The following is a 24,968-nucleotide window of genomic DNA, read 5'->3' on the forward strand; positions in this document are numbered from 1 at the left end:
GCCGGCCCGTTCCTGCTTGAGTTCCCGCGGGGCGTCCTTGGCTGCGGCGGCTGTCCGGAGATGCTTGCTCATGATCCCTCTTCCGTACGGTTCGGGGGTTGAGGAACATCCATGTCAGATCGTGCGCTAAGCCGCCGTCGGCCCTGATGGGCGGCTGACGGAGCGTCAGCGGCCGGACCCGCCTGAAGTCTTCCCACGGATAATGCCCTATTATCTGCGGCATTGTTGATCGCGGCCTGCGGCGACGCCGACGGTGCCGTGCGCGAAGCGACCCTGTTATCTGCGGCAAGGGGAAACTGTGCCCGTCGTCGTACGACTGCCCGCCGGGAAGGCGTTGACCGTCCGCACCGCGGCAGATGTGTTCCTCGACTCGCTCGGCAACGCGAATACCCTCCGGTCGTACGGAATCGGGGTCGGTAAGACCGCGGAACGGCTTGGCGAGGGCCGGCCGCTCGCCACCGTGGCGGACGACGAGATCGGCGGAGCCCTTGAACAGATGTGGGGCGAGTCGGCGGTCAACACGTGGAACGCCCGTCGGGCGGCGGTGCTGTCGTGGCTGGGCTGGTGTGCTGAGCGCGGGTACGACGGCCCGCGGGTGCCGGCCTGGGTGAAGCGGCTGCCCCCGCCGGACTCGGAGACCCCGGCCCGCTCGAAGATGGCGGTCGACCGGCTGATCGCCCGTCGAGATGTTCACCTCCGGGAGAAGACGCTGTGGCGCATGCTGTACGAGACAGTCGCGCGGGCAGAGGAGATCCTCGGCGTCAACATCGAGGAGTTGGACCTGGCGGGCCGCCGAGCCTTGGTGAAGGCCAAGGGCGCTCAGCCACGTACGCGCCGCCGGGGCGCCCCGCGCGAGGACTTCGTGTTGGAGACCGTGTACTGGGACGCCGGCACTGCCCGTCTCCTGCCCCGGCTGGTCAAGGGCCGCACCCGCGGCCCGGTGTTCGTCACCCACCGAAAGCCCGGCCCTGGCAAGGTCCTCGGGCCACGCGACATCTGCCCGGACACCGGCCTGGTCCGCCTGTCGTACGGCCAGGCCCGCGCTTTGCTGGACGCGCACACGGCCGTCGGCGGCGTGCCCGGTACGGGCTGGGACCTGCACGAATACCGGCACTCCGGCCTCACCCACCTTGGCGAGGCCGGGGCCAGCCTGCCCATGCTCATGGCAAAGTCGCGGCACAAGAAGCCGGAGAACGTCCGCAAGTATTTCCATCCCTCGCCGGAGGCGATCGCCGAGGTCACGAGCCTGTTGGCGCCAGGCGATGCTCGGCGCTGACCGCCGGAGATGTCAGCGGAAACGCCGGAAGAAAGTGCGGACGTCGGCGGTGAACAGGTTGGGTTGTTCCATCGCGGCGAAGTGCCCGCCGCGGGGCAGTTCGGACCAGTGAACAATGTTGTGATCCCGTTCCGCGAGTCTCCGAACCGGGCGGGCGATATCGGCGGCGAAGACTGCGACGCCGGTGGGAGTGGCGGGGCAGCTGGTGCGTGGCGGCTTTGAGGAGTGGGCCGCCTCCCAGTAGTGGCGGGCGGAGGATCCGGCGGTCGCAGTGAGCCAGTACAGCATCACGTTGGTCAACAAGCGGTCGCGGGAGACTGCATCCTCGGGCACGTCGGCGCTGTCCGTCCACTCCTTGAACTTCTCGACGATCCATGCGAGTTGCCCGACCGGAGAGTCGGTCAGCGCGTAGGACAGCGTCTGAGGACGAGTCCCCTGGATCTTGGCGTACCCCGACATCTCGGGCTCCGCCTCAAGGAGCCGGTTCAGGCGCGTCCAGTCCTCGTCGGTGAGTCCGGCGGCCACGGCGGGGTCGTTCGGGGGCAGCGTCAACAGGGTGTTCAGGTGGATGGCGACGACCTGCTTCGGGGCGAGAGCGGCCAGCTCCAGGGTGATCGAATGCCCCCAGTCGCCGCCCTGCGCGCCGTAGCGGCGGTAGCCCAGCCGCCGCATGAGCTCGGCCCAGGCACCTGCGACTCGGGGGATGTCCCAGCCGCCCTCTCTGGTCGGCCCGGACAGGCCGTAACCCGGAATGGAGGGGATCACCACGTCGAAGGCGTCGGTCGGCGCACCGCCGTGGGAGCGCGGGTCGGTCAGGGGCTCGATGACGTCGAGGAACTCCACGACGGACCCCGGCCAGCCGTGGGTGATCAGCAGCGGCAGCGCGTCCGGCTCGGGAGAGCGGATATGCAGGAAGTGGATGTCCGCGCCGTCAATCGTGGTCGTGAACTGGGGGAGCCGGTTTAAGTACGCCTCCTGCTCGCGCCAGTCGTACGACGTGCGCCAGTAGGCGGCCAACTCCTTCAGGTACGTTGACGGCACCCCCTGCGACCAGCCAGGAGCGGTGGGTTCGTCCGGCCACCGGGTGGCGTCCAGCCGTGCGGCCAGGTCGTCCAAGGCCGCCTGGGGAATGCTGAGTTCGAAAGGGCGGATTACCGTCTGAGCATCCTCGTTCATGCGCGCTCCTCCTCATTCGGCTCGCCCGCGAGCATCCGAGCGGCTGTGACGTCTTCCTCGTCCCAGCCCCAGTGCCCCGGGTTCTCCTGTTGCTGGGCCTGTTCGTCGATCCACCGGTTGTGCGCCTCCCAGGCCGCCTGCTTGCTGGTGCCCAGCGCGGCGCCGATCTGAGACCACGACGCCCCGGCCTGACGCGCGGAACGGACGGACAGCTGACGGCCGTAGGTGGCCTTGCGGGCGATCACCTCACCGAGCGCAAGCATCTCCAGCGCGTCGCTGCGCGTCAGGGGCGCCTCGTCCGGATCGGGCGACGCGGTCGCGGCATCGTCCTCGTCGAGCGGCGCCGCGAGGGCGTCGCGCGTCCGCAGCGCGTCGTAGCGCGCGACCGCGGTCAGCAGCGTGAACTGACGTTCAAGGTCATCGGGAGTCGACATGGCCCGAGTATTTCGTCAGGCTACCTTGACGTCAAGGTAGCCTGACCATCCTGGATTTGCTACTCCCCGTCTACAGCGTCTGCGGCGCGTAGCGGCCGCAGGCCGCCGGGCAGGTCGGGAAGCTGGAAGGAGTACCGGCCGTGCATGTTGATGTGGTGCCGCACGAACGGCGAGAGGCGGGCCACGTCCTCGTCACGGACGTCGAAGCCATCCGCACGCAGCTGATTCACCGCGGCGTCCATGTACCGCGTGTTGAACAGCACCAGGGCGTTGAGGATCAGCCCCAGGGCGCCGATCTGGTCCTCCATGCCGTCCTGGTAGCGCTGGTAGAGCTGCCCGTTCCGGCCATGGAAGATCTTGCGGGCGAGGGAGTGGCGGCCTTCCTGAAGGTTGGCCTGGCTCTTGATCTGGCGGCGGTATCCGGGCTCGTCGGCCAGGCGCAGGATGTGCAGGGTCTTGGAGATCCGCCCGTAGTGCGCGATCGCGTCGCCAAGCGGGGTCGGGCGTCCGTCCCGGGACAGCATCCGGATCACGTCGTACGCGCGCACGGCGCCGGTGTGGATGGAGCCGACGATCCGCAGGATGTCCTCCCAGTGACGTTCGATCCGGGCGAGGTCGACCCGGCCGCGGGCCGCGTTCTGGAAGGCGCCATAGTCGGCGGCTCGGTCGATGCGCCACATCTTCTGATCCGGCAGGTCAGCAAGCTGCGGCGCGTACGCGAACCCGGCGAGGGTGAGCAGACCGAAGACAATGTCGCTGTAGCTCGCGGTGTCGGTAACGATCATCTCGGGGCGCTTGCCGCCGTCGCGGTCGTAGAGGACGTCCAGCACGTACAGGGAGTCGCGCGGGGTGCCGGCCACCACCTTCCCTCCCAGCCCCGCCGCCTGGTCGTTGATCATGTTCAGCCAGGTCGCCCCGCCCCGGCGCCCGAAGTACTTCGGGTTCGGCCGCGCGTACACCGACGGCACGGGGACGACGAACCGCATGCCGTCCACGGAGGCGACCAGGCCACCGCCCCATGCCTGCGCGAGCGGGATGGCTGCTTGGTAGTCGATCAGCGTGGCGTTCGCGGCCCGGTACGTCGCCAGCCGCAGGTAGGTCTGGTCGACGTGGGACAGGCGGCCGTACTTCAGGGCGTCCGCAGCTCCGATGACCGGGGTGTAGCCGACGTTGCAGCTGTGCGCTACAAGGAGCGCGGCGATCGTCACGTGTAGGTCCTTGAGCCGGGCTTCGCCGCCCGTGACCGAGGTGAACGCCTGGTCGGCGCCGGTCCACGAGACCACTTCCAGCAGGGCCTCCGGCAGGTCGACCCGGGGCAGCATCGCCTCCACCGCTTCCCGTAGCTGGCGCAGGGAGGCGGGTTCGGGTTCCGGCTCGAGGGCGGCGAAGTGCAGGCGGCCGTCGTCGTCGAACACGATCTGCGAGTTCGCCGGCACCCGCGCGGCGACCTCGCGGTAGGTGCCGTCCAGCAGCGCAGCCCGCGCGGCCAAGTGCTCCCCCGCCTCGGCGGGCAGGTTGAGCGAGGCGAGCACGCTGGGCTTGGCCTGCTTCCACGCTTCCCCGTCCAGCAGCTTCGCCCTCGGGTCGCCCCACTTGGAGGAGTTCTTCGCGAACACCTGCTTGCTTCGCAGCATCCGGTGCGTCTGCTCCAGCACGCAGAACGCGTACGCCTTCCAGTCCGCCGTGCCCGGCTCCAGGTGCGGCGCGGACAGCACCAGGCGCCGCCACGACCCGGTGAGCAGACCGGTGTCGATCTCGGCAGGGCCGACCTTCTTGCGTCCCATCAGGTCCGGCAGCGACTTCAACGCCTTCAGGACCGGCTGGCCCTCCGGGGTAGCGTCGAAGTCGACCACCGTCACCAGGAGCTTCAGGAACGGCCGTACGGTGCCGAACCGGGTAACCAGCTGGGTCCGCCATGCCTCGTCCGCATCCGAGTCGAGCGGCGGAGTCAGCTCGAACAGTGCTGCGATCGCCGCCGCCAGCTCGTGCCGGGGCACCACCTGCTCGATCCGCTCCCACATCGCCTCCAGCGTCTCCACCTCGGGCGGGGTGATCTCCCCGGTGTCGGTGTCGACCTGCTCGCTGGTGCTGTCGAACACGATCTGGAACGCGGCGGCCAGCTTCGCCGACGCCCTCTCCACCCGCGGCAGGGTCTTCAGCTTCTCCTTCGCCGTCTCTCGCTCCGCCCTGGCCAGCAGCTTCGTCGAGATCAGCACCTCCAGGAGGTCCAAGGCGTCATCGACCGCCCGGGATGTCAGGTAGACCGCAGTGGCCAGCAGCGTGGCCAGGCGCCGGGAGTCACCGTGTCGCCTGAGCAGCGACGCCTTGCCATCGATTCCGTACCGGGACAGCTCCGCCAGCCGCCGCGGCGGTATCGCGGACACGTCCACCTCGCCCATCCCGAAAGCCGCAATCTCCTCGGCCCGTTCCAGCGCCCACTTCATCTGCGGCCCGGAGATCCGCACCGGCCCCCGGCGCAGCCGGTCCAGCTCCGAGATCCGGGCACCCGGCGGAACGGACAACAGCGAGTCCAGCACTGCCTGCTGGCCGGTGCTCAGCAGGCCGTACAGGGTGTCCCACAGGCGGTTGTTCGCCGCCTCCCGAACCGTGCCCACCAGCCGGGCCAGACGGCTCGCCCCGGGCAGCAGCACCCGGCGCTCGCGCAGCCACCCGGCCGCCGCGTCGAACAGAGACTTCGGCCCGTCACCGGTCGTCCACGCTCGCGCATCCAGCCACCCGCTCAGCTCGTCCCGCACCTCGGCGAAGTCACTCCAGCCCCCGGCCTCCTGGATCTCCCCGGCGTGCGTACGGGCCGTCCCGTCCCGCTCGCCGTACTCCTTCAGGCACGACGCATCCGCGATCCCCAGTTGCTCGGCGAGGTACTCGGCGACCTCTGCTGGCACCTGCCGCGGGTCCGGCATGAACCGGCCCAGGTAGCGCACGCTCGTCAGCTGGACCGCGAACCCGAGCCTGTTGTGCGAACGCCGTTTGGCCTGCACTTTCTCCAGGTCCGAGTCATCCAGGAAGAAATACCGCTCCAGCTCCGCACGCGACGGCGCTCCGTTGAACGCTGCATACTGGGCGGCCTGTTGATCCGACAGAAACTCGACTGCCACCAGGTCCTCCGAAGATCGACAACATCGACCCGCGAAGGCTGCGCCGTACGATCAGCCCAGGTCAAAGCGTCATTGGATGCCGCGAAGGCTTAGCGCACGATCTGACATGGATGTTCCTCAACCCCCAGAAGCGCAGGCGATCGGCGACTGAGACTGCGGAAAGCTGCATAGGGCGCATGGTCGAGGGCTACTTCTGGCCGGGTGTCCATTTCATGCCGAGCCGGTAGGCCCGCGAGATCACGTCCTGGATGCCTGGACCGTCCTGCGGCGTGAACCACCTCACCTCGCGCCCCACGACGAGCTCCCCCTTCTGGCGCTTGATCAAAGCGATCGCGCAGGCATGGCCCTGCGGTGGGCACTCGTCGAGGTGCACGGCAAAACTGTCGCCACGATCAGAAGTGAGCGTCACCACTGCGTCGAGACCGCGGAAGTCCCCGGAGCCGTTGTAGATGTAGACGAAGAGCAGGAGCTTCGAAAACTCGGCTTGGTGGTCGAGATTGATCACCAGGTTCTCGCCCGCGGCTCGGGCACCGGACCGGTCGTCCGCGTCAAGCGCGACGTAGGGGAAGCGATTCACTGCGCCGAAGGCGTTGCCGAGGGCCTGCACGACAGTCTTGCTGCCATCGCTGCATCTGATCATGCAGCCAAGGTCGAGATCCACGTCCTTGGCCGCGCTCGCCCGCAAGGAGGCCCTCATCCTGCGGAACCACCCACCCTGTACCTGCTGGGCTTCCCGTTCTGCGACCGCCCGAGGTGACGTCCAGTTCAGATTCACGCGGATCAGACCTGACGTCACGCCGCTCTTGTCCAACGAGACCGTAGGCGACGCCTTGGTCAGAACAACTGCTCCGGTCTGAGTCATCTTCGGAGTTCCTTCAGGCAGGGAGAAAGGCAACGCTCATGATCGACGGCGCGGACGTGGTACGAGCGCCGGAAGTGGTATTCAATAGCTGATTTCGCACCATTCGCAAGAGCGGCGCAGAACGTACGAGTAGGTGGAAGTACGTGTCTTGCGTGTCTTCCTAAGGGGATTGGCTTCGGGGGTCCGCAGGGGGAGGTGTCGGTGGGCACGGTTACAGTGCCGGTCATGTCTGGTGATCTTCAGGGTGGCGGGTGGGGCGGGGAGCCGGCCCGGGCGGACGGGTTGCTGACGGATCTGGGGTTCCCGCCGGGCTTCGTGCGAGGCGGGCTGTCCCCTTCCGCGGGATGTCCGTCGGGGGATACGCCTGGTACTGGGCGTGGTCCGGAGGAGTCGATGAGTGATCTGGGCCGCTGTGTCGAGGCGCTGTTCGATGACAACGCCCCCATGCCGGCGGGTATGGGGGAGACATGGACGCCCGGGTTTCATCGTTCGGTGATGGCCCGGCTGCGGGCCGGGTCCGGGCCGATGACGTGCAGCGTCTACAAGTACGTTGTCGGTATCCACAAAACGCCCGGGACGTACAGGTCGGGACGGCGCACTGAGCTGCGCAACGATCGGGAGGTCGTGGAGGCCACCGATTTCTGGGTTGAACGCTGGGTGGAAGGGACCGATTCCAAGCTGGCCGCGAGCGTCCTCGAGTACGGGGTCGGGGCTGCGGTGCGTCAGTACGACCGAGACCGGGCGGCTGCGTGGTACGCACTGTGGCGTCGGTGCAAGACTGGTCGGCCGCTTCGCAAGCACCGCGGGTTCTACACGTTCATGGAAGGCGGCGTCGACGACTGCCCGGACTGCGTTCGCGACATGGACCGGCTTGCCGACGGCGCTTTCGACCGGAGCGCCGCCGAGTTGCTTGACGAGGGTGGTCCGGCCGCCGAGTGGCCGGAGCAGGCGGTCAAACAGGTTGCCTGGGTCACCGCACAGCATCATCCGCACTCTCGGCTGTTCGCCCAGCGTGATGCCGACCGGGTCTGGTACATCGACCCATTTCGCGCAAGTGTGGTCGTGTTCGACGGCCGGTCCATCGCCGCCGCGCCCGTGGCGTTCACCCTGAATCCCGAGAGCGACGTCGATTTCGTCGCCGACGCGACCAGATGCGACCAGCGGATCGTGGCCTTCTCCGGCAAGCACAACTACCGAGCGGCGCAGCGCTACGGGCGCCACGTGCTGCTGGTTGAGGGCACCTACTACTCGTCTCGCGGTCAGGCCGAGATGAACCACTCGGTCTGGCTGTCCCCGCCGACAGCTGAGGAAGCGGCGGGGCTGGTCGAGGACTTCGCAGCTTCACTGCCACGGTCGTTCCGGCGGGTTCCGATCTGGTCGGACCCCAGACGCGGCTCCGTCATGCGCAAGTACAGCGGCGAGTCCGCCATCGGAGTGTGGGGCGGCAACTGGACGACGGGACTCCAGCACGCCCAGCTCGCCCAAGAGTTCGCCGGCGAAACGCAAGCGATCGCCGCGCTGGAGGCGCAAGAACTCGACTGGCTCAAAGCCGGAAAGACACTCACCAACCTCTACCTACGAATGCCCGAACCGAGACCCAACCAAAAGGACACCACCAAGTCATCCTGATCGCCGGGCCCTGCGCAGCGGGCCGGCAGACCATCGCCGGGCCCGGACCGCAGTCCCTGAGTTCCACTCTCCCACCCCGGGATGGCCGCTCCAGGAATCCGGCGTATCCGCTATGCGGGGGGAGTGTCCGTGACCGCGGGCGGAGCCGTTTCCGTCGTGGGCGCCGAAACATCGTCCGTGGAGAGGTGTTCCTGTCTCCATGGCAGGAGCAGTGTGCTCGCCATGCACAGCAGTCCGGCGATGAGCAGGGCACCGCGTACCCCTAGGGGGGCGGCGATGAGGCCGCCGGCGGTCATGAAGGCGGCCTGGCAGGCCTTCGAGCCGACGGACCAGGATGTGCCGACGCGGGACATGAACGCGTCTGGTGTGGCCGCCATGCGATACGTGGTGAACGTCGGGTTGAAGACCCCGGCGGAGAGGAGCAGGCCGAAGTCGGCGGCCACGATGACGGACACTCCGAGGGCTCCGGAGGGCGTCAGTGGCAGGAGGATCGTCCAGAGCGTGCGTGCGGCACCGGAGAGCAGCAGAATGCGGCGCTGTCCGTATCGCCGGGTGAGTAGCGGGGCCAGGCGTGAGCCCAGCACGCCGCCCAGGCACGGCAGTCCCAGGGCGAGTCCGTACTGCCACGGTGCCAGGCCGAGGTCGTTCAGCATGAGGACGGCCATCAGCGGTGACGTCATCATGATGGAGCCGCCGAAGAGCAGAGCGTTGAAGAACAGCGGCCGCAGTCCCGGGTGCCGCAGGAGGCAGTGCCAGCCGGCGGCGATGTCGCGGCCCAGGTGAGAGGTGACGGCGCGGTCCGGTGGCGCGGGTTCAGGCTGCCGGATGCGGCGGATGCCCAGGGCCGATCCGAGGAAGGACAGCGCGTCGACCACCATCGTGGCGGCCGTGCCCAGTGCCCCGATGAGAAGCCCGCCCACGGGCGGGCCGGCGCTGACGCTGATCCAGTTGGTCGTCTCGAACAGGCTGTTGGCACGAAGACGCTGCTCGGGCAGGACAAGTGCCTTCAGATGCGCGCCACTCGCGGCCTCGAACGCGACGGACGCCGCCGCCTGGAGAACGCCGACGGCACACAGCTGGGTGTAGGTGAGCCTGCCGAAAGCCATGGCGAGCGGAACACTCCCCAGCACAACGCAGCGGGCCAGGTCGGCGGTGATCATGACCGGTCGCTTGTACCGGTGCTCGATACGCACACCGAGCGGCAGAGCGATCACTCCACTGGCCACCGCGGACAACGCGGCGAGCAAAGAGACCTGGAAGGCAGAGGAATCCAGCACCAGGAGGGCAACCAACGGCAAGGCCCCCATGCCGATGGCGCTGCCCGCTGCGCTGACCGCGTAGGCGCCCCACAACCGACGGAAATCCTGCCCGAGCGTGCTCCGCCGCACCAACCGAACCTCCCCAGGCGTGAAGGCGCTCAGCGTAGTGACCCAGACCAGCCACCACCCCGTGATCAAGACATCATCAGACGCATCTCAGAGCTGAGTCAGAAACAGGTGCCGAAGGCTCACGGCTACTTTCCGGTGGGGCCGAAACTCACTGGTGATCAAGCCCTGTCAGGCGGCCAAGCGGGGCCGTTACTCACCCGTGGGGCCATCTTTACGACTGCGGTCCGCGCCCGGGGTCCTGGCCGGTCCGGGCGCCGCCTGCAGGGTGTTGGTCTGGGCACGTCACTACCGGCGCCGACGCGAACAAGGCGATTGGCACGCGGCCGCCCAGCGCAACCTCTTCAACCGCATGATCGGACAGCTCTACCACTGCCTACAGAAACGCGAGCTCTTCGACGAGTAGTCCGCGTTCCTCGCGGCGTCGTCCTCGCCGACGGGGGCAGCGGCTGCCTGACCTGTCGCTTGGAAGGTTGAGCGGTCCTACCAGCCCATATCCCGGGCCACCCCCGCCTGCGCGGCGGCGATCTCCTCGCTCGTCGAACCGGCGATGTCGGCATCGACGTTGTACTCCAGTCGACTCAGCAGGTCGACCAAGGCCTGCTTCTGCGCGGGATGGGTGATGGGGACTGCGTCGAGATCGGTACTCATCAACCAGTCGAACAGGACGACGGCGTCGGCATGCCACAGCCGCACGTTCACGGTCGGCAGATCGGATTCCATGACGCCTATCGCGCCTTGTCAGGCGCCGGGCGCACCCGCATCTTGCCCGGGAGGTCGACAGCAACCGACTATTCGAACGTGAGACCTCAAGTCCAGGCATTCGTCGCCGACGGCCCGCTCCCTGACTGGGACGCGAGCGAAGAAGAGATCGACAGGCGCATCGAGCAGCTCGAAGCGATCCCGAAGCCGGTCACGGGGGAGGAAGCCCGTGCGCTCGTCACCTGCTTCGGTCCGGACGACTGCTACGGCGTCGCTTGGACGCTCCTCCACCTCATCGAGACCGGCCCGAACCCTGTCCTGACCACCGACCCCGGACCGGACGCCAACGAATGGCATCAGCGGCTCTTCGGCCGTGCCGTGAACGGAGGCCTCATCCCTCGAACTTGACGGCATAGCAACGTGAGGTGTCTATGCGGTCAGAGCACTAGACTATCCGGCGGCGACGGCAAGTATCCCCGCCCAGCTGAGGTCCTGGAGTGGAGCGGCAAGACCTTCGAGTTCCACAGGCACGATGAGGCCGCCCGCTCATCGCTAACGACCGTCCTGCCCACCAGGCCGAGGCTGGGTTCGGCCCCGGTGCCACCATGCCGTTGCAGCCCCCAGTGCCGATGAGTCTCTGTCATATGCCCCCGAATCCCCTCACGTTCATCTGAGGTTGGAGATCTGATCATTTTCAGAGAGGAAGATTTTGGCCATGCCTGATCAAAAATATGTCCATACCACTACTTGCGCGCTCGTGGCAGGTTTCCTGCTACTCGGCCTGGCCGCGCCCCACGCGTCCGCTGTGCCGACCGGACACGCGCGGCACGCCTCCAGCGAGATCCCCTTCACGCAGGCCGTGGTGAAGGCAGGCGCTGAAGGCTCGTACGTGATCACCTGGAATGCACCCGGGGTCCGTCACGTGTCGATTCGTGTGAAAGGTCGGACTGTTGCGTCTGGCGGTTCGTCCGGTGAGGTCACCGTCAAGCACCTTCCCGCCGCCGACCGCCAGTGGTTCGATCTCGTTCCCGACCACGGCGGGCAGCTGCGCCTCGCGGATCGGCTGATCAAGCTCGACGGCACCGTCAACTTCCGTGATGTCGGCGGTTACCGCACCGCCGACGGCCACTGGGTGAAGATGGGTGTGGTCTACCGTTCAGACGCCCTGAACAACCTCACCACCGCCGACCTCTCCAAGCTCAAGCGGCTCGGCATCTCGACCGACTACGACCTGCGCACCCTTAGGGAGCGGACCGAAGCCCCGGACAAGGTGCCCGCGGGCGCACGCTACGTTGTCGCCGATGTGTTCGCCGGCTCGGACGTCGACCTCAGCGTGCCGGCTACAGCCGAAGTCGCCGGGCAGATGATGATCGACGGCGAGAAGGGTTTCGTTAACAGCCCGGCCGCCCAAGCCGCGTTCGCTCTCGTACTCGACGGTGTCGCCGCCGAGGCCGACGGCGCCCTGTACCACTGCACGGGCGGCAAGGACCGGACCGGCTGGGCTAGTGCCCTCCTGCTGACCGCGCTGGGCGTGCCTCACACCTCGGTCATGGCGGACTACCTGGCCAGCAACTACTATCGCGCCGCTGTCAATGTTGCAACGCTGGCCGCGATGCCCCCCGCCGCGGCCGCGGCCTACAAGCCGATGGTGGACGTTCGCCCCGAGTACCTGAATTCCGGCTTCGACGAGATCAAGGACAAGTACGGCACCTTTGCTAACTACGAGAAGAAGGCGCTGGGCCTGGACGCCAAGGGAATGAGGAAGCTGCGCGCCGAGCTGCTGGTGGGATGAACGGCCCGCAGCTCTCTTGGCCATGACGCCGCGGAATCTGCGTTCACGTCGCCGTGTCCGGTCGAGGGCGGAAAGCGGCAGGAGTTCCAACCCGCTCGCTTGTGGTCGCTGCCTTGAACGCTGGTCCATACGCGCCGAGCGCTAGGTGGTGGACCGACTCATTCTCGTCGACGAGCTGACCTGAATGATGAGACGACCTCCCGAGCCTGCGGGCGGCGAGGTGGTGTGTCCGGCGTTTCTGCCCGGGATCGGGACGATCGACCAATGCGGGTCTCCGTGGTCCTTCAGGACGCCCGTGCTTGAACGGGTTGGAGCCCTCGGTGTATGTCCGGAGGGACGTGTAGCGTCGTCATGCCGTCGCGAGGGGCCTCTGCGAGCTTCGCCTGGTGTCGGTGGAAGGAGCGCATCGCATCTTGGTGGGCCTTCGGGCCGATGGAGAACTCAAGGTCCACACTGCCGACGAGGCTGTTGGCCCAGGTGAAGAGCAGGCCCAGGTGCCGCGATGTGGCTTGAGCGCCACCACGTAGGCCAGGCTCGTCTCGCTCAGTGCGAGATACCAGTCGTCGCTGACGGAGTAGGCGCAGTCTGCGACCACCGCCCGGCAGCCGAAGCCCGCCTTCTTCCCGCGGGCCGCGAGGGCAGCGGACAACTGCGGTTCCCTACGGAAGGCGGGATCGGAGCGGCCGCGGGCGAAGTGGTGGGCAGGAGTGTAAGGGTGCGCGTGCAGGGGGTAGCAGACGCGACCGTCGGTCCATACGGTGGTCACCGTGACGATGCCGTCCTTGCGGCCCCGGGGTCATCGATCACGATGACCCCGGCGTCGCGCGGAGCCGTCGCCGACTTCTCGCGCAGCAGATGCAGGCGCCGGTCGTTGATCTGTTCGGCCTCCCAGGGGGATTCGGACAGGAAGAATTGCTGCCGCTGGACGTCCGGCGTCCGTGCACCTGAGGTGCCCTCGGCGGTGTGGACACGCTGACAATGGATCTTGCAGATCCGAGGAAGGGTGTCCTGGTGGGACGGAAGTCTCCGTATCCGGAGGAGCTCAGGAGTGACGCCGTCGCGTTGTACCGTGCGGCGGGCGGGAAGCGCGCGTATGCGGCGGTCGTAGCGGATGTCGGGGTGACGGGCGAGACGCTCCACAGTTGGGTGCGGCAGGCTGACGAACATGCCGGCCGCGATCGCAGCCGCGGTGAGCAGGACACGGAGAGCCGGGACGAGGAACTGGCCCGGCTGCGGGCGGAGAACGGCCAGCTGCGCAAGGAAGAGAAGGAGTGGGAGCTCGAGCGTGAGATCCTGCGTCGGGCAGCTGCGTATTTTAGCGGCACCATCTCTCCGGCCGGGGGAGCTCAACCCGGACCATCGAGCGTGCGCGTACGTCCAGGTGCACTGCCCTGATGTTCACGGTGGATGCCCGCGGTGGCAGCCTGCGAGAGCGGCACCCGTGTGAAACGGGCTTAGCTCCGACCTCGTTCAGTCCGGCCGAGCTTCTCAGGGCCGTTCCACAGACGCTGCGCGGCCCGCTGGTTGCTTGGACCTCCTGCGTCCCCGCGTCGGCCTAACTATCCGGGAAGCGCTGAGTATCTGGTCGGCGATTTGGGAGGACGTGGATTGGATCCGCAACCGCGGGGACGGCCCACTGATCGTCAAGGGCATCGTCATCGTCGAGGACGCGCGCAGGTCCATGGCCCTGAGCAGCGACGGCATCATCGTCTCCAACCACTTGGCTCTGGGCCTGGATGGGGCCCCGCCTCGATTGGAGAGCGGCCTAAGTTGTTGACGTGGTCGGCTCACAGACCGAGGCCTGATTCGACGGCGGGGCCCGTCCAGGGGCCGATGTCGCCAAGCTGATGGCTCTGGGTGCCAACCTGGTGCTCATTGGCCGGGCGGCGATCTGCGGCCTGATGGCCGCTGGCGAGCCTGGCGTGCGGCGGATCCTTGAGACGTTCCGGCAGGGCATCGCCGACACTGCTGGGGGTGCGAATCGGCCGAGGCTCTGTCGCGAGAACACGTCCGACTTCCCGCCGACTGGTCGGCCTGGCGGGCGGGGAACTGCGGGGCGCGGGTCCCGTTCGTGTTCGGTGGTACGAGGGCTGGACACGAATCGGGGACCCGCAAGCTCCGGACGTGCCGTCCGGAGCCGCCACCGTGGCGGGCAGCTCTCCGACAGCTGAGCATGGTGCAGGATGCTTACCAGTAGCGGGCCGCGTGCGCCAGCGCCCGTCCCTCCAACAAGCCGACCAGCCGCTCGAATAGGGCCACAGCGGCCGGGGCACTCCAGTCGTCGGCAAGCAACTCGCGTGGCAGACCGGGGTCGCGGAAGGGGAGTTGGCGCCAGCGGTCGACCAGACCGATGTAGGTGATAAAGGCATCGCCGTGCGCTATCGAGGGCTGTAGCTCCCACCGAGCGGCGTCCTCCTGGTAGGCGGCGAGGAAATCCCGGTAACTCTGGTCGATGCCGGCCAAGTCCCAGCTGCCGTACAGCATGGAGGTGAGGTCCTGGGTTCCGACATAGCCACCCACGAAGATGGCCGCGTATTCGTCGAGACCCAGTGCGGCGACCGCATTCTCGGCAGCCGCCTGCATGCGGGCGGGCGCGAGCCAGGTCGCGGTGCCGATGTTACCGAAGCCCAGGCCCGCCAGATGCGTGCGCAGTTGGTAGCGCTTAGTCCGATCGGATTCAGGCACACTGAAGTTGACGACGCACCAGCCGTCGGCGAGGTCTGCGGGCTGACGGGCGTGCCAGATGACTTCGTCGCCGGCGGCGAGGGTGGTGATGGCTTGCTCGGTCAGGGCGTATCCACGCACTCCGCCGCGTGCCTCGGAAATGAGCCAGTCGCGCTGCTTGAGCCGGTGGACCGCAGTGCGGACACTCGGTGCGTCGAGCCCCGTCTGGGTCATGAGCTCGACGGCACCCGCGATGGGCATCCAGTTGCCCATGCGGCGCACCACCGAGCCCAGGAAGCTGACAAGGACGGTACGCGAGCGCCGCGACTGCACCTGTGTGCGGGGTGGCGAGAGGGGCTCGTGTGGTTCACTCACCAGTCGGATTATTCCAGATGGGCACCCGAGGGCTGGTCGGCATGGGCGTCACCTCCGAGTGCTTCGACCCAGCGCCCCGGCCAGGGTACGGCGGCGGCTCCCTGGCCGTGCGCGGCTTCTATGTGGACGGTGACGAAACTGCCCCGGGCCGCTCGCACCCGGTCCCGGCCAGCGTGGGGTTCCCCCCACACCTCGAACGCGAACGTCATCGACGTCCGGCCGATCCGGGTGAGCCTGACCCGCGTGGTGACCTCCTGGCCGAAGAAGAGGGGTGCCTCGTAATCCACCTCGTAGCGGACCCGGGGAGCCGCCGGGAAGTACCCGCGAAGGCCGTACTCGGTCATGAGCGTGGCCTCCGCGGCCTCCACGAACCGGATCACCGTGCTGTTGTGGTAGATGCCGGCGGCATCGGTGTCGATCCACTCCACCCGCGTGCGGTGTTCGGCTGCGGCTGTCCGGTCGGAGGGCGTGCGACTCACGAAGTCACCGAGGTCCGCCCCGGCCTCCACCGTAGATGTACGTCCTCGTCCGCCGCGTTGCGCAGCAGGGACAGCCGGGGCGGCACCTTGTCGGTGCGGGAGGCCGGAGGACGGCGTCGGCCGGCCCGCCACTGGAGGGGCCAGACCGCGCCGGGGCCGGTGTAGCCCTGCTCCGCGGCGGCGTGCAGGGTCCACTGTGGGTCGTAGAGGTGGGTGCGGGCCAGCGCGCAGAGGTCAGCCCGGCCAGCCAGCAGGATCGAGTTGACGTCGTCGTAGCTGGAAATGGCGCCGACCGCGATGACCTTGACGCCCGCCGGTTCCGCGACCTGATGGCGGATCTTGTCGGCGAACGGCGTCTGGTAGGAGCGTCCGAAGGCCGGCTGTTCCTCCTTGGCGACCTGACCCGACGACACGTCGATGGCGGCGGCGCCGTGCTCGACGAAGGCCCGGGCGATCTCCACGCCGTCGTCGTCTGTGTTGCCGCCGGGAATCCAGTCGGTGGCCGAGATGCGTACGGTCACCGGGACCTGGGCCGATACGGCCGCCCGCACAGCGTCGAAGACCTCCAGCGGGAAGCGCAGCCTGTTCTCCATCGAACCGCCGTACGTGTCGGTGCGCTGATTGGCGAGCGGGGAGAGAAAGGAACTGAGCAGGTAGCCGTGTGCGGCATGCACCTCGATCAGGTCGAACCCGGCCTCCACGGCCCGGCGGGCCGACGCGGCGAAGTCCCGGACGACCTGGTCCAGGTCGGCGTGCGTTGCCTCGCGCGGCGTGTGACAGCCAGGGCCGTACTGGAGAGGGGAGGGGCCGATGACCTCCCAGTTGCCGTCCTCCAGAGGCTGGTCGATGCCGTCCCACATGAGCTGGGTGGAACCCTTGCGGCCCGAATGCCCCAGCTGGATTCCGATCTTCGCGCCGGAGCGCTCGTGGACGAAATCGGTGACGGCGAGCCAGCCGTCGCGCTGCTCGTCGGTCCACAGGCCCGGGCAGCCGGGGGTGATCCTGCCCTGCGAGGAGACCGCGGTCATCTCCGTCATCACCAGACCGGCGCCGCCGAGGGCCTTGGACCCGAGGTGGACGAGGTGGAAGGGTCCGGGCATTCCGTTGTCGGCGCTGTACATGTCCATGGGACTGACCACGATCCGGTTGCCGAGGGTCAGTTCGCCGATCTGCACCGGCTGGAACATCGGGGGGACGGCTTCGGAGCTGTCCTGGTGACGGGCGAACTCGGTCTGCATCCGGGCCGCGAAGTCGCCGTCGCGTTCCTTGAGGTTGGCGAACGTGATCCGGCGGGAGCGGGTCAGCAGGTTGAAGACAAATTGGGCCGGGTCTTGGTCGGCATACATGCCGATGTTCTCGAACCATTCCAGGGACGCCTGGGCCGCGCGCTGGGTCGACTCCACGACCGGCTTGCGCTCGGCCTGGTAGGCGGCGAGCGCGTCCTCGACGGCGGATTGTTCGTGCAGACAGGCGGCGAGTGCCAGGGCGTCCTCCATCGCGAGCTTGGTGCCGGAGCCGATGGAGAAGTGGGCGGTGTGCGCGGCGTCGCCCAGCAGGACGACATTGCCGTGGTGCCAGCGTTCGTTGCGCACCGTTTGGAAGTTGAGCCACTTGGAGTTGTTGGTGAGGATCTGGTGGCCCTTCAGCTCCTCGGTGAAGATCTCGGCGATCCGGCCTACGGCGTACTCGTCTGAGACACCAGGCGGGAGGACCTCCTGCTCGGTGCGGTCGAAGCCGGCCCGGCGCCAGACGTCCTCGTGCATCTCGACGATGAACGTGGATCCCTGGTCGGAGAAGGGATAGCCGTGTATCTGCATGGTGCCCCACTCCGTCTGCTTGACGAAGAACTGGAACGCCTCGAAGACCAGGTCGGTGCCCAGCCAAATGTACTTGTTGCGGCGCCGGTCGAGATCGGGCCGGAAGACGTCGGAGTACTTGGTGCGGATGGCGGAGTTGAGTCCGTCCGCGGCGAGCACGAGGTCGTACTGCCCGCAGAGTTCGTCGATGTCGGGGGTCTCTGTGCGGTAATGGACCGTGACACCGAGTTCGGCAACCCGCTCCTGGAGGATCTGGAGCAGTTCCTTGCGCGACATGGCGGCGAATCCCTGGCCGCCCACGCTGAAGGGGTGGCCGTTGAACTCGACGTCGATGTCGGTCCAGCGGGCGAAGCGGGCCTCCATCCTGTCGTGTACGACGGAGTCGGCGCCCTCGATGGAGCTGAGGGTCTCGTCGGAGAAGACGACGCCGAAGCCGAAGGTGTCATCGGGGGCGTTGCGTTCCCAGACGGTGATCTCGTGAGTGGGGTCGACACCCTTCATCAGGGCGGCGAAGTAGAGCCCGCCAGGCCCTCCTCCCGCGATGGCGATCCTCATGCTCCTGCCTCCTGCTCGACGAGCTCACGCATCTTGAAACGCTGCAGCTTTCCGCTGGTGTTGCGCGGCAGCACGGCGGTGAACCGGACATCGCGCGGGTACTTGTAGGGGGCCAGTCGGCTCTTGACGTAGTCCTGGAGTTCCTTCGCCTTAGTGGTGTCGCCCAGTACCTCGGGCCGCAGCACGACGAAGGCGCAGACGACGGAGCCGCGATCGGGGTCGGGTCGGCCGACGACCAGCGACTCCAGCACATCGGGATGGGAGTCGAGGACGGCCTCCACCTCGGGCCCGCCGATGTTGTATCCGGAGGATACGATCATGTCGTCGCTGCGGGCCTGGTACCAGAAGTAGCCGTCCTCATCCCGGACGAAGGTGTCACCTGTGACGTTCCAGCCGTTGACGACGTATCCGGCCTGGCGTTCGTCGTCGAGGTAGCGGCAGCCGACCGGGCCGATCACCGCGAGTCGGCCCGGTATGCCGGGCCCGACCTCGTCGCCGTTCTCGTCGAGGATGGTGGCGCGGTAGCCAGGCACGGGTCTACCGGTGGCGCCCGGGCGGATGTCGTTTCCGGCGGCGGAGATGAAGATGTGCAGCATCTCTGTGGCACCGATGCCGTCGATGATCTTGAGCCCGAACTCGTCGTGGAGCCGGCGCCAGGTGTCCTCGGGTATGTGCTCGCCGGCACTGACGGCCAGGCGCAGGCCCCTGAGCTGTCCGGCTTTTCCAGCCTTGACCATCTGCTTGTACGCGGTCGGCGCGGTCGCGAGCACGGTGATGTGGTGCTCGGTCACGAGGTCGGCAAGTTGTGCCGAGGGGACCGCCTCGGTGAGCAGCGCGCAGGCACCGGCCCTGAGCGGGAACAACACGAGCATCCCGAGACCGAAGGTGAAGGCAAAGGGGGCCGTGCAGGCGACCAGGTCGTTGGCGGTGATCCGCAGGACGTGGCGGCCGAAGGTGTTGTCGATGGAGAGTACGTCACGATGGAAGTGTGTCGTGATCTTCGGTACACCGGTGCTGCCGGAGGTCGGCCCGAAGAGCGCGACGTCGTCGGCGGCAGTGTCGACGGCCTCGAACCGGTCCGGTTTCGCGGCGCTCAGCCTGCTGAGGTCGTTCTCCGCGTCACCTCCGTAGGCGACGATCTTTAGATCGGGCACGACGGTGTCCCGGACGGCGAACATGTCGTCGAGGTGGCGGTGGTCGACCAGGGCGATCGAGGGCCGGGTCTTCTCGACGATGGGGGCGAGTTCGCGGGATCGCAGCGCGGCCATGGTGGTAACGACCACTCCACCGGCCTTGAGGACACCGAGCCAGGCGGCCACGGTCCAGGGGGTGTTCGGCGCGCGCAGCAGGACCCGGTTGCCGGTGACCAGTCCGAGGTCGTCGGTGAGAACATGGGCGATCTGGTCGGCGCGGGCGCGCAGTTCGCCGTAGGTCCAGCACGTACCATCAGGTGTGCGCAAGGCCGGGCGGTCGGCGCCGTAGGTGGCGACCGCAGTGTCGATGACCTCACCGGCGTTCAGGCGGGCGGGGTAGAACAATTCGGGAGTGGTGAACTCCAGAACCGGCCAGCTCTCCGGCGCGGGCAGTCGGTCGCGGGCGAAGCTGTCCCGGTAGCCACTGGGAGCTAGAGGCGGGATCGGTGTCATTGGGACTCTCCTGGAAGGGTTCGGATCATGCCTTCCTGGACGACTGTGGCCAGGTGGGACCGATCGGCCGCGAAGAAGCGGCCGGTGGCGAGTCCGCGCCCGTCGGCGGCGGAGACCGCCTCCTGCGCGTACAGCAGCCAACCGTCGAGAGCCGGCGGGCGGTGGAACCACATCGAGTGGTCCAGACTCGCGGTGACAAGTCCGTCCTGTGCCCAGGGAAGACCGAGAGTGCGCAGGACGGGTTCGAGAATCGTGTAGTCGCAGACATATGCGAGCGCGGCGGTGTCGCGCTGGGCTGCGGTGAGCCCCTGAACCGTTCGCAGCCCGTCGAATGGCCTGAGCCAGACTGCCTGGTGGGAGACACGGTCTCCGTCGACGCTCAGGTATACGGGACCCGGTACGTGCCGCATGTCGAAGCCGCGTCCCGACGACCAGTACGCCTTGGAGGTCTCGGTCATGGTGCCGCCGGAGCGGTCGGCGAGATGGTCGGCGGCGCTTGGCAGGGTTTCGGGTTCGGGTAGATCGGAGGGAGGTTCGGCCCGGAACTCCCGGCCGGTCTCGCCCTCCGCGAAGCTGGCTAGACAGACGTAGATGGGCTTGTCGTTCTGAAAGGCCCGCACGTGGCGGGTGCTGTAGCCCCGACCGTTGCGCAACAGTTCGACCTCGTAGCGGACCTCGGTGCCGATTTGGGCAGGGCGCAGGAAGTACGCGTGCGTGGAGTGGAGCCGTTTGCCGTCCTCGACAGTGCGGATGGCGGCGACTGCGGCCTGGGCAACCATGTCCCCGCCGTACGCCTTGGGCCACGGGCACGGCTGGGTCACCGCTGTGAACGCGCGGTCGTAGTGCTCGGCCACGGTCGGCTTGAGAGCGATTGCCTCGGTGAAGATCGCAGATGTGGGAGTCACGTCCGATCGCTCCAGTCACGGAGTGCGGCGTCCTCGACCTGCGGAAGATTGACGACGATGTTGTCGGGGGTACGGGTGGTCATCCAGGTCAGTGGGTTGTTGCGGTCCAGGTTGCACTCGATGTGCGGCATGTGCGGTGGGACGAACACCCAGTCCCCTTCCGACATGTCGATGTAGTCATCGAACTTCTCTCCGAAGTAGATGCGGGCACGGCCAGAAAGGACGTAGCCGCCGGTCTCGGCCTCTCCGTGGTGGTGGGGGACCGAGCGGTACCCGGCGAGATTGTGGACCTTGCCGAACCACAGACGCGTCGCTGGAGTGTGCTGCGCGCTGACTCCGGAGATCCGGGTCGCGCCTTCCGACTGGCCGGTCAGATCAGGCTCCTGGCCGGCTCGGGTCACTACCGGGACGAGCAGCCCACCCGGGATGCTGTGGAAAGCGGTGGTGTCGGTGTGGGCGTGGTGAGCGTGGTCGGGATCCATGGCGGTGCCTCTCAGCGGGCGAAGCGGACGGTGTTGGTGGTGCGGCCTATGCCGGTGATCTCGGTCTCGACCACGTCTCCGTCGGCGAGGTGGACCGGCGGAGTCATGCCGATGCCGACCCCGCCGGGCGTGCCGGTCAGGACCAGGTCTCCCGGGCGCAGCACGGTGAAGGTGGAGATGTAGGCGAGCAGTGCGGCGCTGTCGAAGACCAGCGATCCGGTGTTGCCGCGCTGCCGCTCGATGCCGTTGATCCGGCAGATGACATCGACACCGGCGGCGGGGTCGATCTCGTCAGGGGTGACGACGACGGGGCCGACCGGGGTGGAGCGGTCCCATGCCTTGCCCTGGAACCACTGGAGCGTGCGGCGCTGCCAATCGCGGACGGAGATGTCGTTGGCGACGGTGTAGCCGCCGATGGCGGTGGAGGCAGTGGCGGGGTCGGCGCCGCGCAGTTCGGCACCGACGACAACGCCCAGTTCGGCTTCCCAGTCGACCTGGAGACCTGCGGGGAGGACGATCTCCGCGGCCGGACCGATCAGGGTGTCGGCGTACTTCGCGAACAGGGTCGGATGGGCGGGCAGCTCGCGGCCCGTCTCCCTGATGTGGTCCGCGTAGTTGAGGCCGCAGCAGATCACCTTCCTAGGCGCAGGCAGCGGCAGGAGCGGTGCGGCGCCGTCGAGGAGTTCGCCCTCCGGTTCACGGGGGCCGCTGGCGGCGAACCAGGCCGACAGGTCGCTGGCCGGGAGTCGACGCCACCCTTCGGCGGTCTCGACTGCGGCGCTCATCTCGCCACCAGCCGTGCGGACGGTACCCAGACGCATGGTCGTCAGCCCTTTCTCGCGCTGTGCTTCATTGCATTATTGCGACGTTCGTTGTCTCATTGTCAATATCGAGCGCGCGGCCATCTCGCGCCGATTCCTTCAAGGAGGCCCTGTGAACGTCGACCTTGTCCCTCGCCCCGTGAATCCGCCGACGCTGCCCGCGCCCAGTGGCTACGCGCACGGAACGCTGAGTGGCAACACTCTCTACCTGGGCGGCCAGACGGCTCTGGATGCCGACATGAAGATCGTTCCGGGAGGGATCGTCGAGCAGTTCCGGCAGGCGTTCGGCAACGTGCTGACTACGCTCCGAGCTGCGGGTGGAAAGCCTGGAGACCTGGTGAGCGTCACGATCTACCTCACCGACATCCCTGACTATCAGGCGCACGGCAAGGAGATCGGGCGAGTCTGGCGGGAGCTGGCCGGGCCGGTGTATCCAGCTATGGCGGGCATCGGCACCACGGGGCTGTGGCAGCCGGAAGCGATGATCGAGATCGTCGGCGTCGCGGTCGTCCCCGGCGAGCGGCTGATCCCGCCCGTGCTCACTATCTGACTCGATGTCGACAGCTTGTATATTACATTTTTCACGCTAGCGTCACATAGATGAAATATGCGAGCGATGATAGAGAGGGGGGCGACGGGAATCCGTTGCCCCCCTTGGTGTGGCCTCGATCCCGAGGACCCGTGCAGGCGAGAACGCCCCAAGCCGGAGGCGGGGGCGAGTCGTCGATCGCAGGCGAAGGCCCGGGCTATGTTGTCGTGGCGCACCTTCCTCCGGAACCTGCCGGGGAGAGGTCCGAGGGCGCTCACGTCGGGACTCATGTTCTGGTCGAGGTGAACGGGACCGTTCGCCTACCGGCCAGACCTTCATAGCCGTGAGGGCAGAACGCCGACAGCGGGGCCGGACCGCGGATGTCATGCGCCAGCTGCCCCGTGGTCGTGCCGCACCCAGGCTCCGGCATCGCGAGGCCGACCTGCTTTGTTCCGGTGAGCCGCGGTGCTTCGGGATGCCACTCCAGCAAGGCACCGCGTGCGACGCGACGCGGCGGGCCGTCGTGTTGGCCCACCGCGTCGGACGAGTTGCCCCGTGGTGTCGGCGTGGATCGGTTCTTGAACCGGGCCCGGTCCTAGGCCTGAACCACAGCCGGACCGGGCACCGGCATCCGGTGCACCAGGACGAGCCCTGATCTGCAGCGGTTGGCCTCGCTTTCGTGTACCTCCGCACACCGTCCTGCGCCGGAGCACGGCCGTTCCCGGCGGTCGGGGACCCGGCGGGCGGACCCCCGGTCACGGAGACGGGCGGCCTACGGCAGGAACGACGCCGGGCTCGGCTCGTTCTGCACGGTCACGGACTTGAGGTGCGTGTACATGTTGAGCGTCTCGTGGCAGTACTCGCTGCCCATGCCGCTCTCCTTGAATCCGCCGAACGGTGAGCCGGAGGCCAGGTTGAAGTAAGAGTTGATCCAGACCGAGCCGGCCTGAAGACGGTCCGCAGTTTCCATCGCGTATTTGAGGTTGGACGTGTAGACGCCGGCGGCCAGACCGTACCGGACATCGTTCGCCTCGTGGACCATCTGCTCGTAGTCGCTCCACCGGATGACCGACAGGACGGGGCCGAAGATCTCCTCCTGCGCGATGGACATGTCGTTCGTCGCCTCGAAGATGGTCGGCTCGATGAAGTACCCGTGCTCATGGCCCGCAACCTCGGCACGCCGACCGCCCGTCAGCAGCTTTGCACCTTCGGCCATACCCTTTTCGACATAGCCGAGTACTCGCTTGCCCTGTCGTTCGGAGACCAATCCGGACAGGTGTGTGCCCGGATCGATGGCGGGTCCCACGGTGAGCCGTTGGAAGCCCGCGACCATCTTCTCGACGAAGGTGTCGTAGACCTCGTCGTGGACGAAGAGGCGGGTTCCCGCCAGACAGCTCTGGCCGTTGCAGTACAGCGCTGCGAAGGACGCATTGTCGACGACGGCGTCCAGGTTATCCACGTCGGGGAAGACGATGTTGGGGCTCTTGCCTCCCAGTTCCAGAGAGACGGGGACCAGACGCTGGCCGCCCGCCACGGCGATCAGCCTGCCGACCTCACTGCTGCCGGTGAAGGCGAGCTTGGCGACCCCGGGGTGTGCGGTCAGAGCCGCGCCGGCCTCGTCGCCCATGCCGGGCACGATGTTGATGACGCCGGGAGGGAAGATCTCCGCGATCAGCTTCCCCAGTTCCAAGGTCGAGAGAGAAGCGTGCTCGTCCGGCTTCAGGACGACGGTGTTGCCCGCGGCGATGGCGGGCGCGATCTTGAAGGCGGCCATGATCGCCGGTACGTTCCAGGGGATGATCTGTCCGCACACACCGTACGGCTCACGCTTGGCGATCAGATAGCCGCCCGGAATCGGTCGTCCCCATCCCTCGTGGGTGATGGCGGCGGCCGCGAAATAGCGATACTGGTTGATGGCGAACTGGTGGTCCAGCTTCGTCTCCAGCACCTTGCGCCCTATGTCCTTGGCGTCGATGAGGGCGAGGCGCTCGATGTTCGCCTCGACCGCGTCGGCGAGCTTCAGGAGCAGCGCCGCCCGCTCCTCGGCGGCCAGAGCCTTCCAGGCGGGGAAGGCGGCTCGCGCCGCTTCGACAGCCTCGTTGATCCGGTCGGCACCACACCGGGCGATGTCCGCGAGGAGTTCGCCGGTGCCGGCGTCGTGGGCGGGGAAGACACCTTCCCCGACGGGGGTGAACTCGTTGTTGATGAATGCACCGTACTTCGGCGACAGAGCGAGATCACTGCTCATTTCGGTCTCATTTCGTGCGAGAGGTATACGCGCTTGGCAATGGGTGGCTGGGACGTCGGGCGCGGTGCCGGGAAC

Annotated in this window: 20 protein-coding genes and 3 pseudogenes; 8 read left to right on the top strand and 15 right to left on the bottom strand. The window is 67.5% G+C overall.

What is annotated here, in order from left to right:
* Nucleotides 1-298 precede the first annotated feature (298 nt).
* Entirely contained in the window at nucleotides 299-1,276 is a 978-nt protein-coding gene (locus ACZ619_RS44220) for a tyrosine-type recombinase/integrase (RefSeq protein ID WP_469611640.1), read from the top strand.
* A gap of 12 nt (nucleotides 1,277-1,288) precedes the next feature.
* On the opposite strand, the gene ACZ619_RS44225 is transcribed toward ACZ619_RS44220, so the two are convergent.
* The 4 genes from ACZ619_RS44225 to ACZ619_RS44240 all read right to left on the bottom strand — a co-directional run bounded on the left by ACZ619_RS44225 (nucleotide 1,289) and on the right by ACZ619_RS44240 (nucleotide 6,864).
* Entirely contained in the window at nucleotides 1,289-2,452 is a 1,164-nt protein-coding gene (locus ACZ619_RS44225; RefSeq protein ID WP_469611641.1) for an epoxide hydrolase family protein, read from the bottom strand.
* Entirely contained in the window at nucleotides 2,449-2,886 is a 438-nt protein-coding gene (locus tag ACZ619_RS44230) for a hypothetical protein (protein ID WP_469611642.1), read from the bottom strand. The genes ACZ619_RS44225 and ACZ619_RS44230 overlap by 4 nt, the downstream gene beginning before the upstream one ends.
* A 59-nt stretch (nucleotides 2,887-2,945) precedes the next feature.
* Complete coding sequence (locus tag ACZ619_RS44235; protein WP_469611643.1) at nucleotides 2,946-6,002, bottom strand: Tn3 family transposase; 3,057 nt, start codon at nucleotides 6,000-6,002, stop codon at nucleotides 2,946-2,948.
* A 187-nt stretch (nucleotides 6,003-6,189) separates the two neighbouring features.
* Nucleotides 6,190-6,864: a hypothetical protein gene (locus tag ACZ619_RS44240; RefSeq protein ID WP_401661661.1), complete on the bottom strand. Its 675-nt coding sequence runs from the start codon at nucleotides 6,862-6,864 to the stop codon at nucleotides 6,190-6,192.
* 393 nt (nucleotides 6,865-7,257) lie between these two features.
* On the opposite strand from ACZ619_RS44240, the gene ACZ619_RS44245 reads away from it, so the two are divergent.
* Nucleotides 7,258-8,493, top strand: a complete 1,236-nt coding sequence (locus tag ACZ619_RS44245) for a hypothetical protein (RefSeq protein ID WP_469611644.1) — start codon at nucleotides 7,258-7,260, stop codon at nucleotides 8,491-8,493.
* Between the two features lie 110 nt (nucleotides 8,494-8,603).
* Here ACZ619_RS44245 and ACZ619_RS44250 read toward each other — a convergent pair whose 3' ends face one another.
* Nucleotides 8,604-9,884 (bottom strand): MFS transporter, encoded by a 1,281-nt coding sequence (locus ACZ619_RS44250; RefSeq protein ID WP_469611661.1) that lies wholly within the window; start codon nucleotides 9,882-9,884, stop codon nucleotides 8,604-8,606.
* 477 nt (nucleotides 9,885-10,361) lie between these two features.
* Nucleotides 10,362-10,601: a hypothetical protein gene (locus ACZ619_RS44255; protein WP_469611645.1), complete on the bottom strand. Its 240-nt coding sequence runs from the start codon at nucleotides 10,599-10,601 to the stop codon at nucleotides 10,362-10,364.
* A gap of 78 nt (nucleotides 10,602-10,679) precedes the next feature.
* Here ACZ619_RS44255 and ACZ619_RS44260 point away from each other — a divergent pair, with 78 nt between their 5' ends.
* Together ACZ619_RS44260 and ACZ619_RS44265 are read left to right on the top strand one after the other, a co-directional pair.
* A complete protein-coding gene (locus ACZ619_RS44260; protein ID WP_401675437.1) occupies nucleotides 10,680-10,988 on the top strand; it encodes a hypothetical protein in 309 nt (102 codons plus the stop codon).
* A gap of 307 nt (nucleotides 10,989-11,295) precedes the next feature.
* Nucleotides 11,296-12,372: a tyrosine-protein phosphatase gene (locus ACZ619_RS44265; RefSeq protein WP_469611646.1), complete on the top strand. Its 1,077-nt coding sequence runs from the start codon at nucleotides 11,296-11,298 to the stop codon at nucleotides 12,370-12,372.
* A gap of 418 nt (nucleotides 12,373-12,790) precedes the next feature.
* Here the strand turns inward: ACZ619_RS44265 and ACZ619_RS44270 are convergent.
* Nucleotides 12,791-13,332 (bottom strand): annotated as a pseudogene (locus ACZ619_RS44270) (IS701 family transposase); the annotation flags it as partial.
* Between the two features lie 51 nt (nucleotides 13,333-13,383).
* Between ACZ619_RS44270 and ACZ619_RS44275 the strand changes: the two are divergent.
* The 3 genes and pseudogenes from ACZ619_RS44275 to ACZ619_RS44285 form a co-directional block, all read left to right on the top strand.
* Nucleotides 13,384-13,641: pseudogene (locus tag ACZ619_RS44275) on the top strand (transposase); the annotation flags it as partial.
* A 259-nt stretch (nucleotides 13,642-13,900) separates the two neighbouring features.
* On the top strand, nucleotides 13,901-14,149 hold the full coding sequence (locus ACZ619_RS44280; protein WP_469611647.1) for an alpha-hydroxy-acid oxidizing protein: 249 nt from the start codon (nucleotides 13,901-13,903) through the stop codon (nucleotides 14,147-14,149).
* 40 nt (nucleotides 14,150-14,189) lie between these two features.
* Nucleotides 14,190-14,543: pseudogene (locus ACZ619_RS44285) on the top strand (alpha-hydroxy-acid oxidizing protein); the annotation flags it as partial.
* Nucleotides 14,544-14,559: 16 nt separating this feature from the next.
* On the opposite strand, the gene ACZ619_RS44290 reads toward ACZ619_RS44285, so the two are convergent.
* Genes ACZ619_RS44290 through ACZ619_RS44320 form a run of 7 tightly spaced genes read right to left on the bottom strand, consistent with a single transcriptional unit; the run spans nucleotide 14,560 to nucleotide 22,080 of the window.
* Complete coding sequence (locus tag ACZ619_RS44290; RefSeq protein WP_469611648.1) at nucleotides 14,560-15,411, bottom strand: PaaX family transcriptional regulator; 852 nt, start codon at nucleotides 15,409-15,411, stop codon at nucleotides 14,560-14,562.
* A gap of 8 nt (nucleotides 15,412-15,419) precedes the next feature.
* On the bottom strand, nucleotides 15,420-15,890 hold the full coding sequence (locus ACZ619_RS44295; RefSeq protein WP_469611649.1) for an acyl-CoA thioesterase: 471 nt from the start codon (nucleotides 15,888-15,890) through the stop codon (nucleotides 15,420-15,422).
* A complete protein-coding gene (locus tag ACZ619_RS44300) occupies nucleotides 15,887-18,262 on the bottom strand; it encodes a bifunctional salicylyl-CoA 5-hydroxylase/oxidoreductase (protein ID WP_469611650.1) in 2,376 nt (791 codons plus the stop codon). The genes ACZ619_RS44295 and ACZ619_RS44300 overlap by 4 nt, the downstream gene beginning before the upstream one ends.
* On the bottom strand, nucleotides 18,259-19,908 hold the full coding sequence (locus ACZ619_RS44305; RefSeq protein ID WP_469611651.1) for an AMP-binding protein: 1,650 nt from the start codon (nucleotides 19,906-19,908) through the stop codon (nucleotides 18,259-18,261). The genes ACZ619_RS44300 and ACZ619_RS44305 overlap by 4 nt, the downstream gene beginning before the upstream one ends.
* A complete protein-coding gene (locus tag ACZ619_RS44310; RefSeq protein ID WP_469611652.1) occupies nucleotides 19,905-20,813 on the bottom strand; it encodes an acyl-CoA thioesterase in 909 nt (302 codons plus the stop codon). Before ACZ619_RS44310 ends, ACZ619_RS44305 begins: the two co-directional genes overlap by 4 nt.
* A complete protein-coding gene (locus ACZ619_RS44315; RefSeq protein ID WP_469611653.1) occupies nucleotides 20,810-21,295 on the bottom strand; it encodes a cupin domain-containing protein in 486 nt (161 codons plus the stop codon). Before ACZ619_RS44315 ends, ACZ619_RS44310 begins: the two co-directional genes overlap by 4 nt.
* 11 nt (nucleotides 21,296-21,306) lie before the next feature.
* The gene (locus ACZ619_RS44320; protein ID WP_469611654.1) at nucleotides 21,307-22,080 is read right to left on the bottom strand and encodes a fumarylacetoacetate hydrolase family protein; all 774 of its coding nucleotides are present in this window, start codon (nucleotides 22,078-22,080) and stop codon (nucleotides 21,307-21,309) included.
* Nucleotides 22,081-22,228: 148 nt separating this feature from the next.
* On the opposite strand from ACZ619_RS44320, the gene ACZ619_RS44325 reads away from it, so the two are divergent.
* The gene (locus tag ACZ619_RS44325) at nucleotides 22,229-22,666 is read left to right on the top strand and encodes a RidA family protein (protein WP_469611655.1); all 438 of its coding nucleotides are present in this window, start codon (nucleotides 22,229-22,231) and stop codon (nucleotides 22,664-22,666) included.
* Nucleotides 22,667-23,417: 751 nt separating this feature from the next.
* Here the strand turns inward: ACZ619_RS44325 and ACZ619_RS44330 are convergent.
* Nucleotides 23,418-24,893: an aldehyde dehydrogenase family protein gene (locus ACZ619_RS44330; RefSeq protein ID WP_469611656.1), complete on the bottom strand. Its 1,476-nt coding sequence runs from the start codon at nucleotides 24,891-24,893 to the stop codon at nucleotides 23,418-23,420.
* Nucleotides 24,894-24,968 lie beyond the last annotated feature (75 nt).

The organism is Streptomyces sp. NPDC104367 (genome assembly GCF_055583825.1).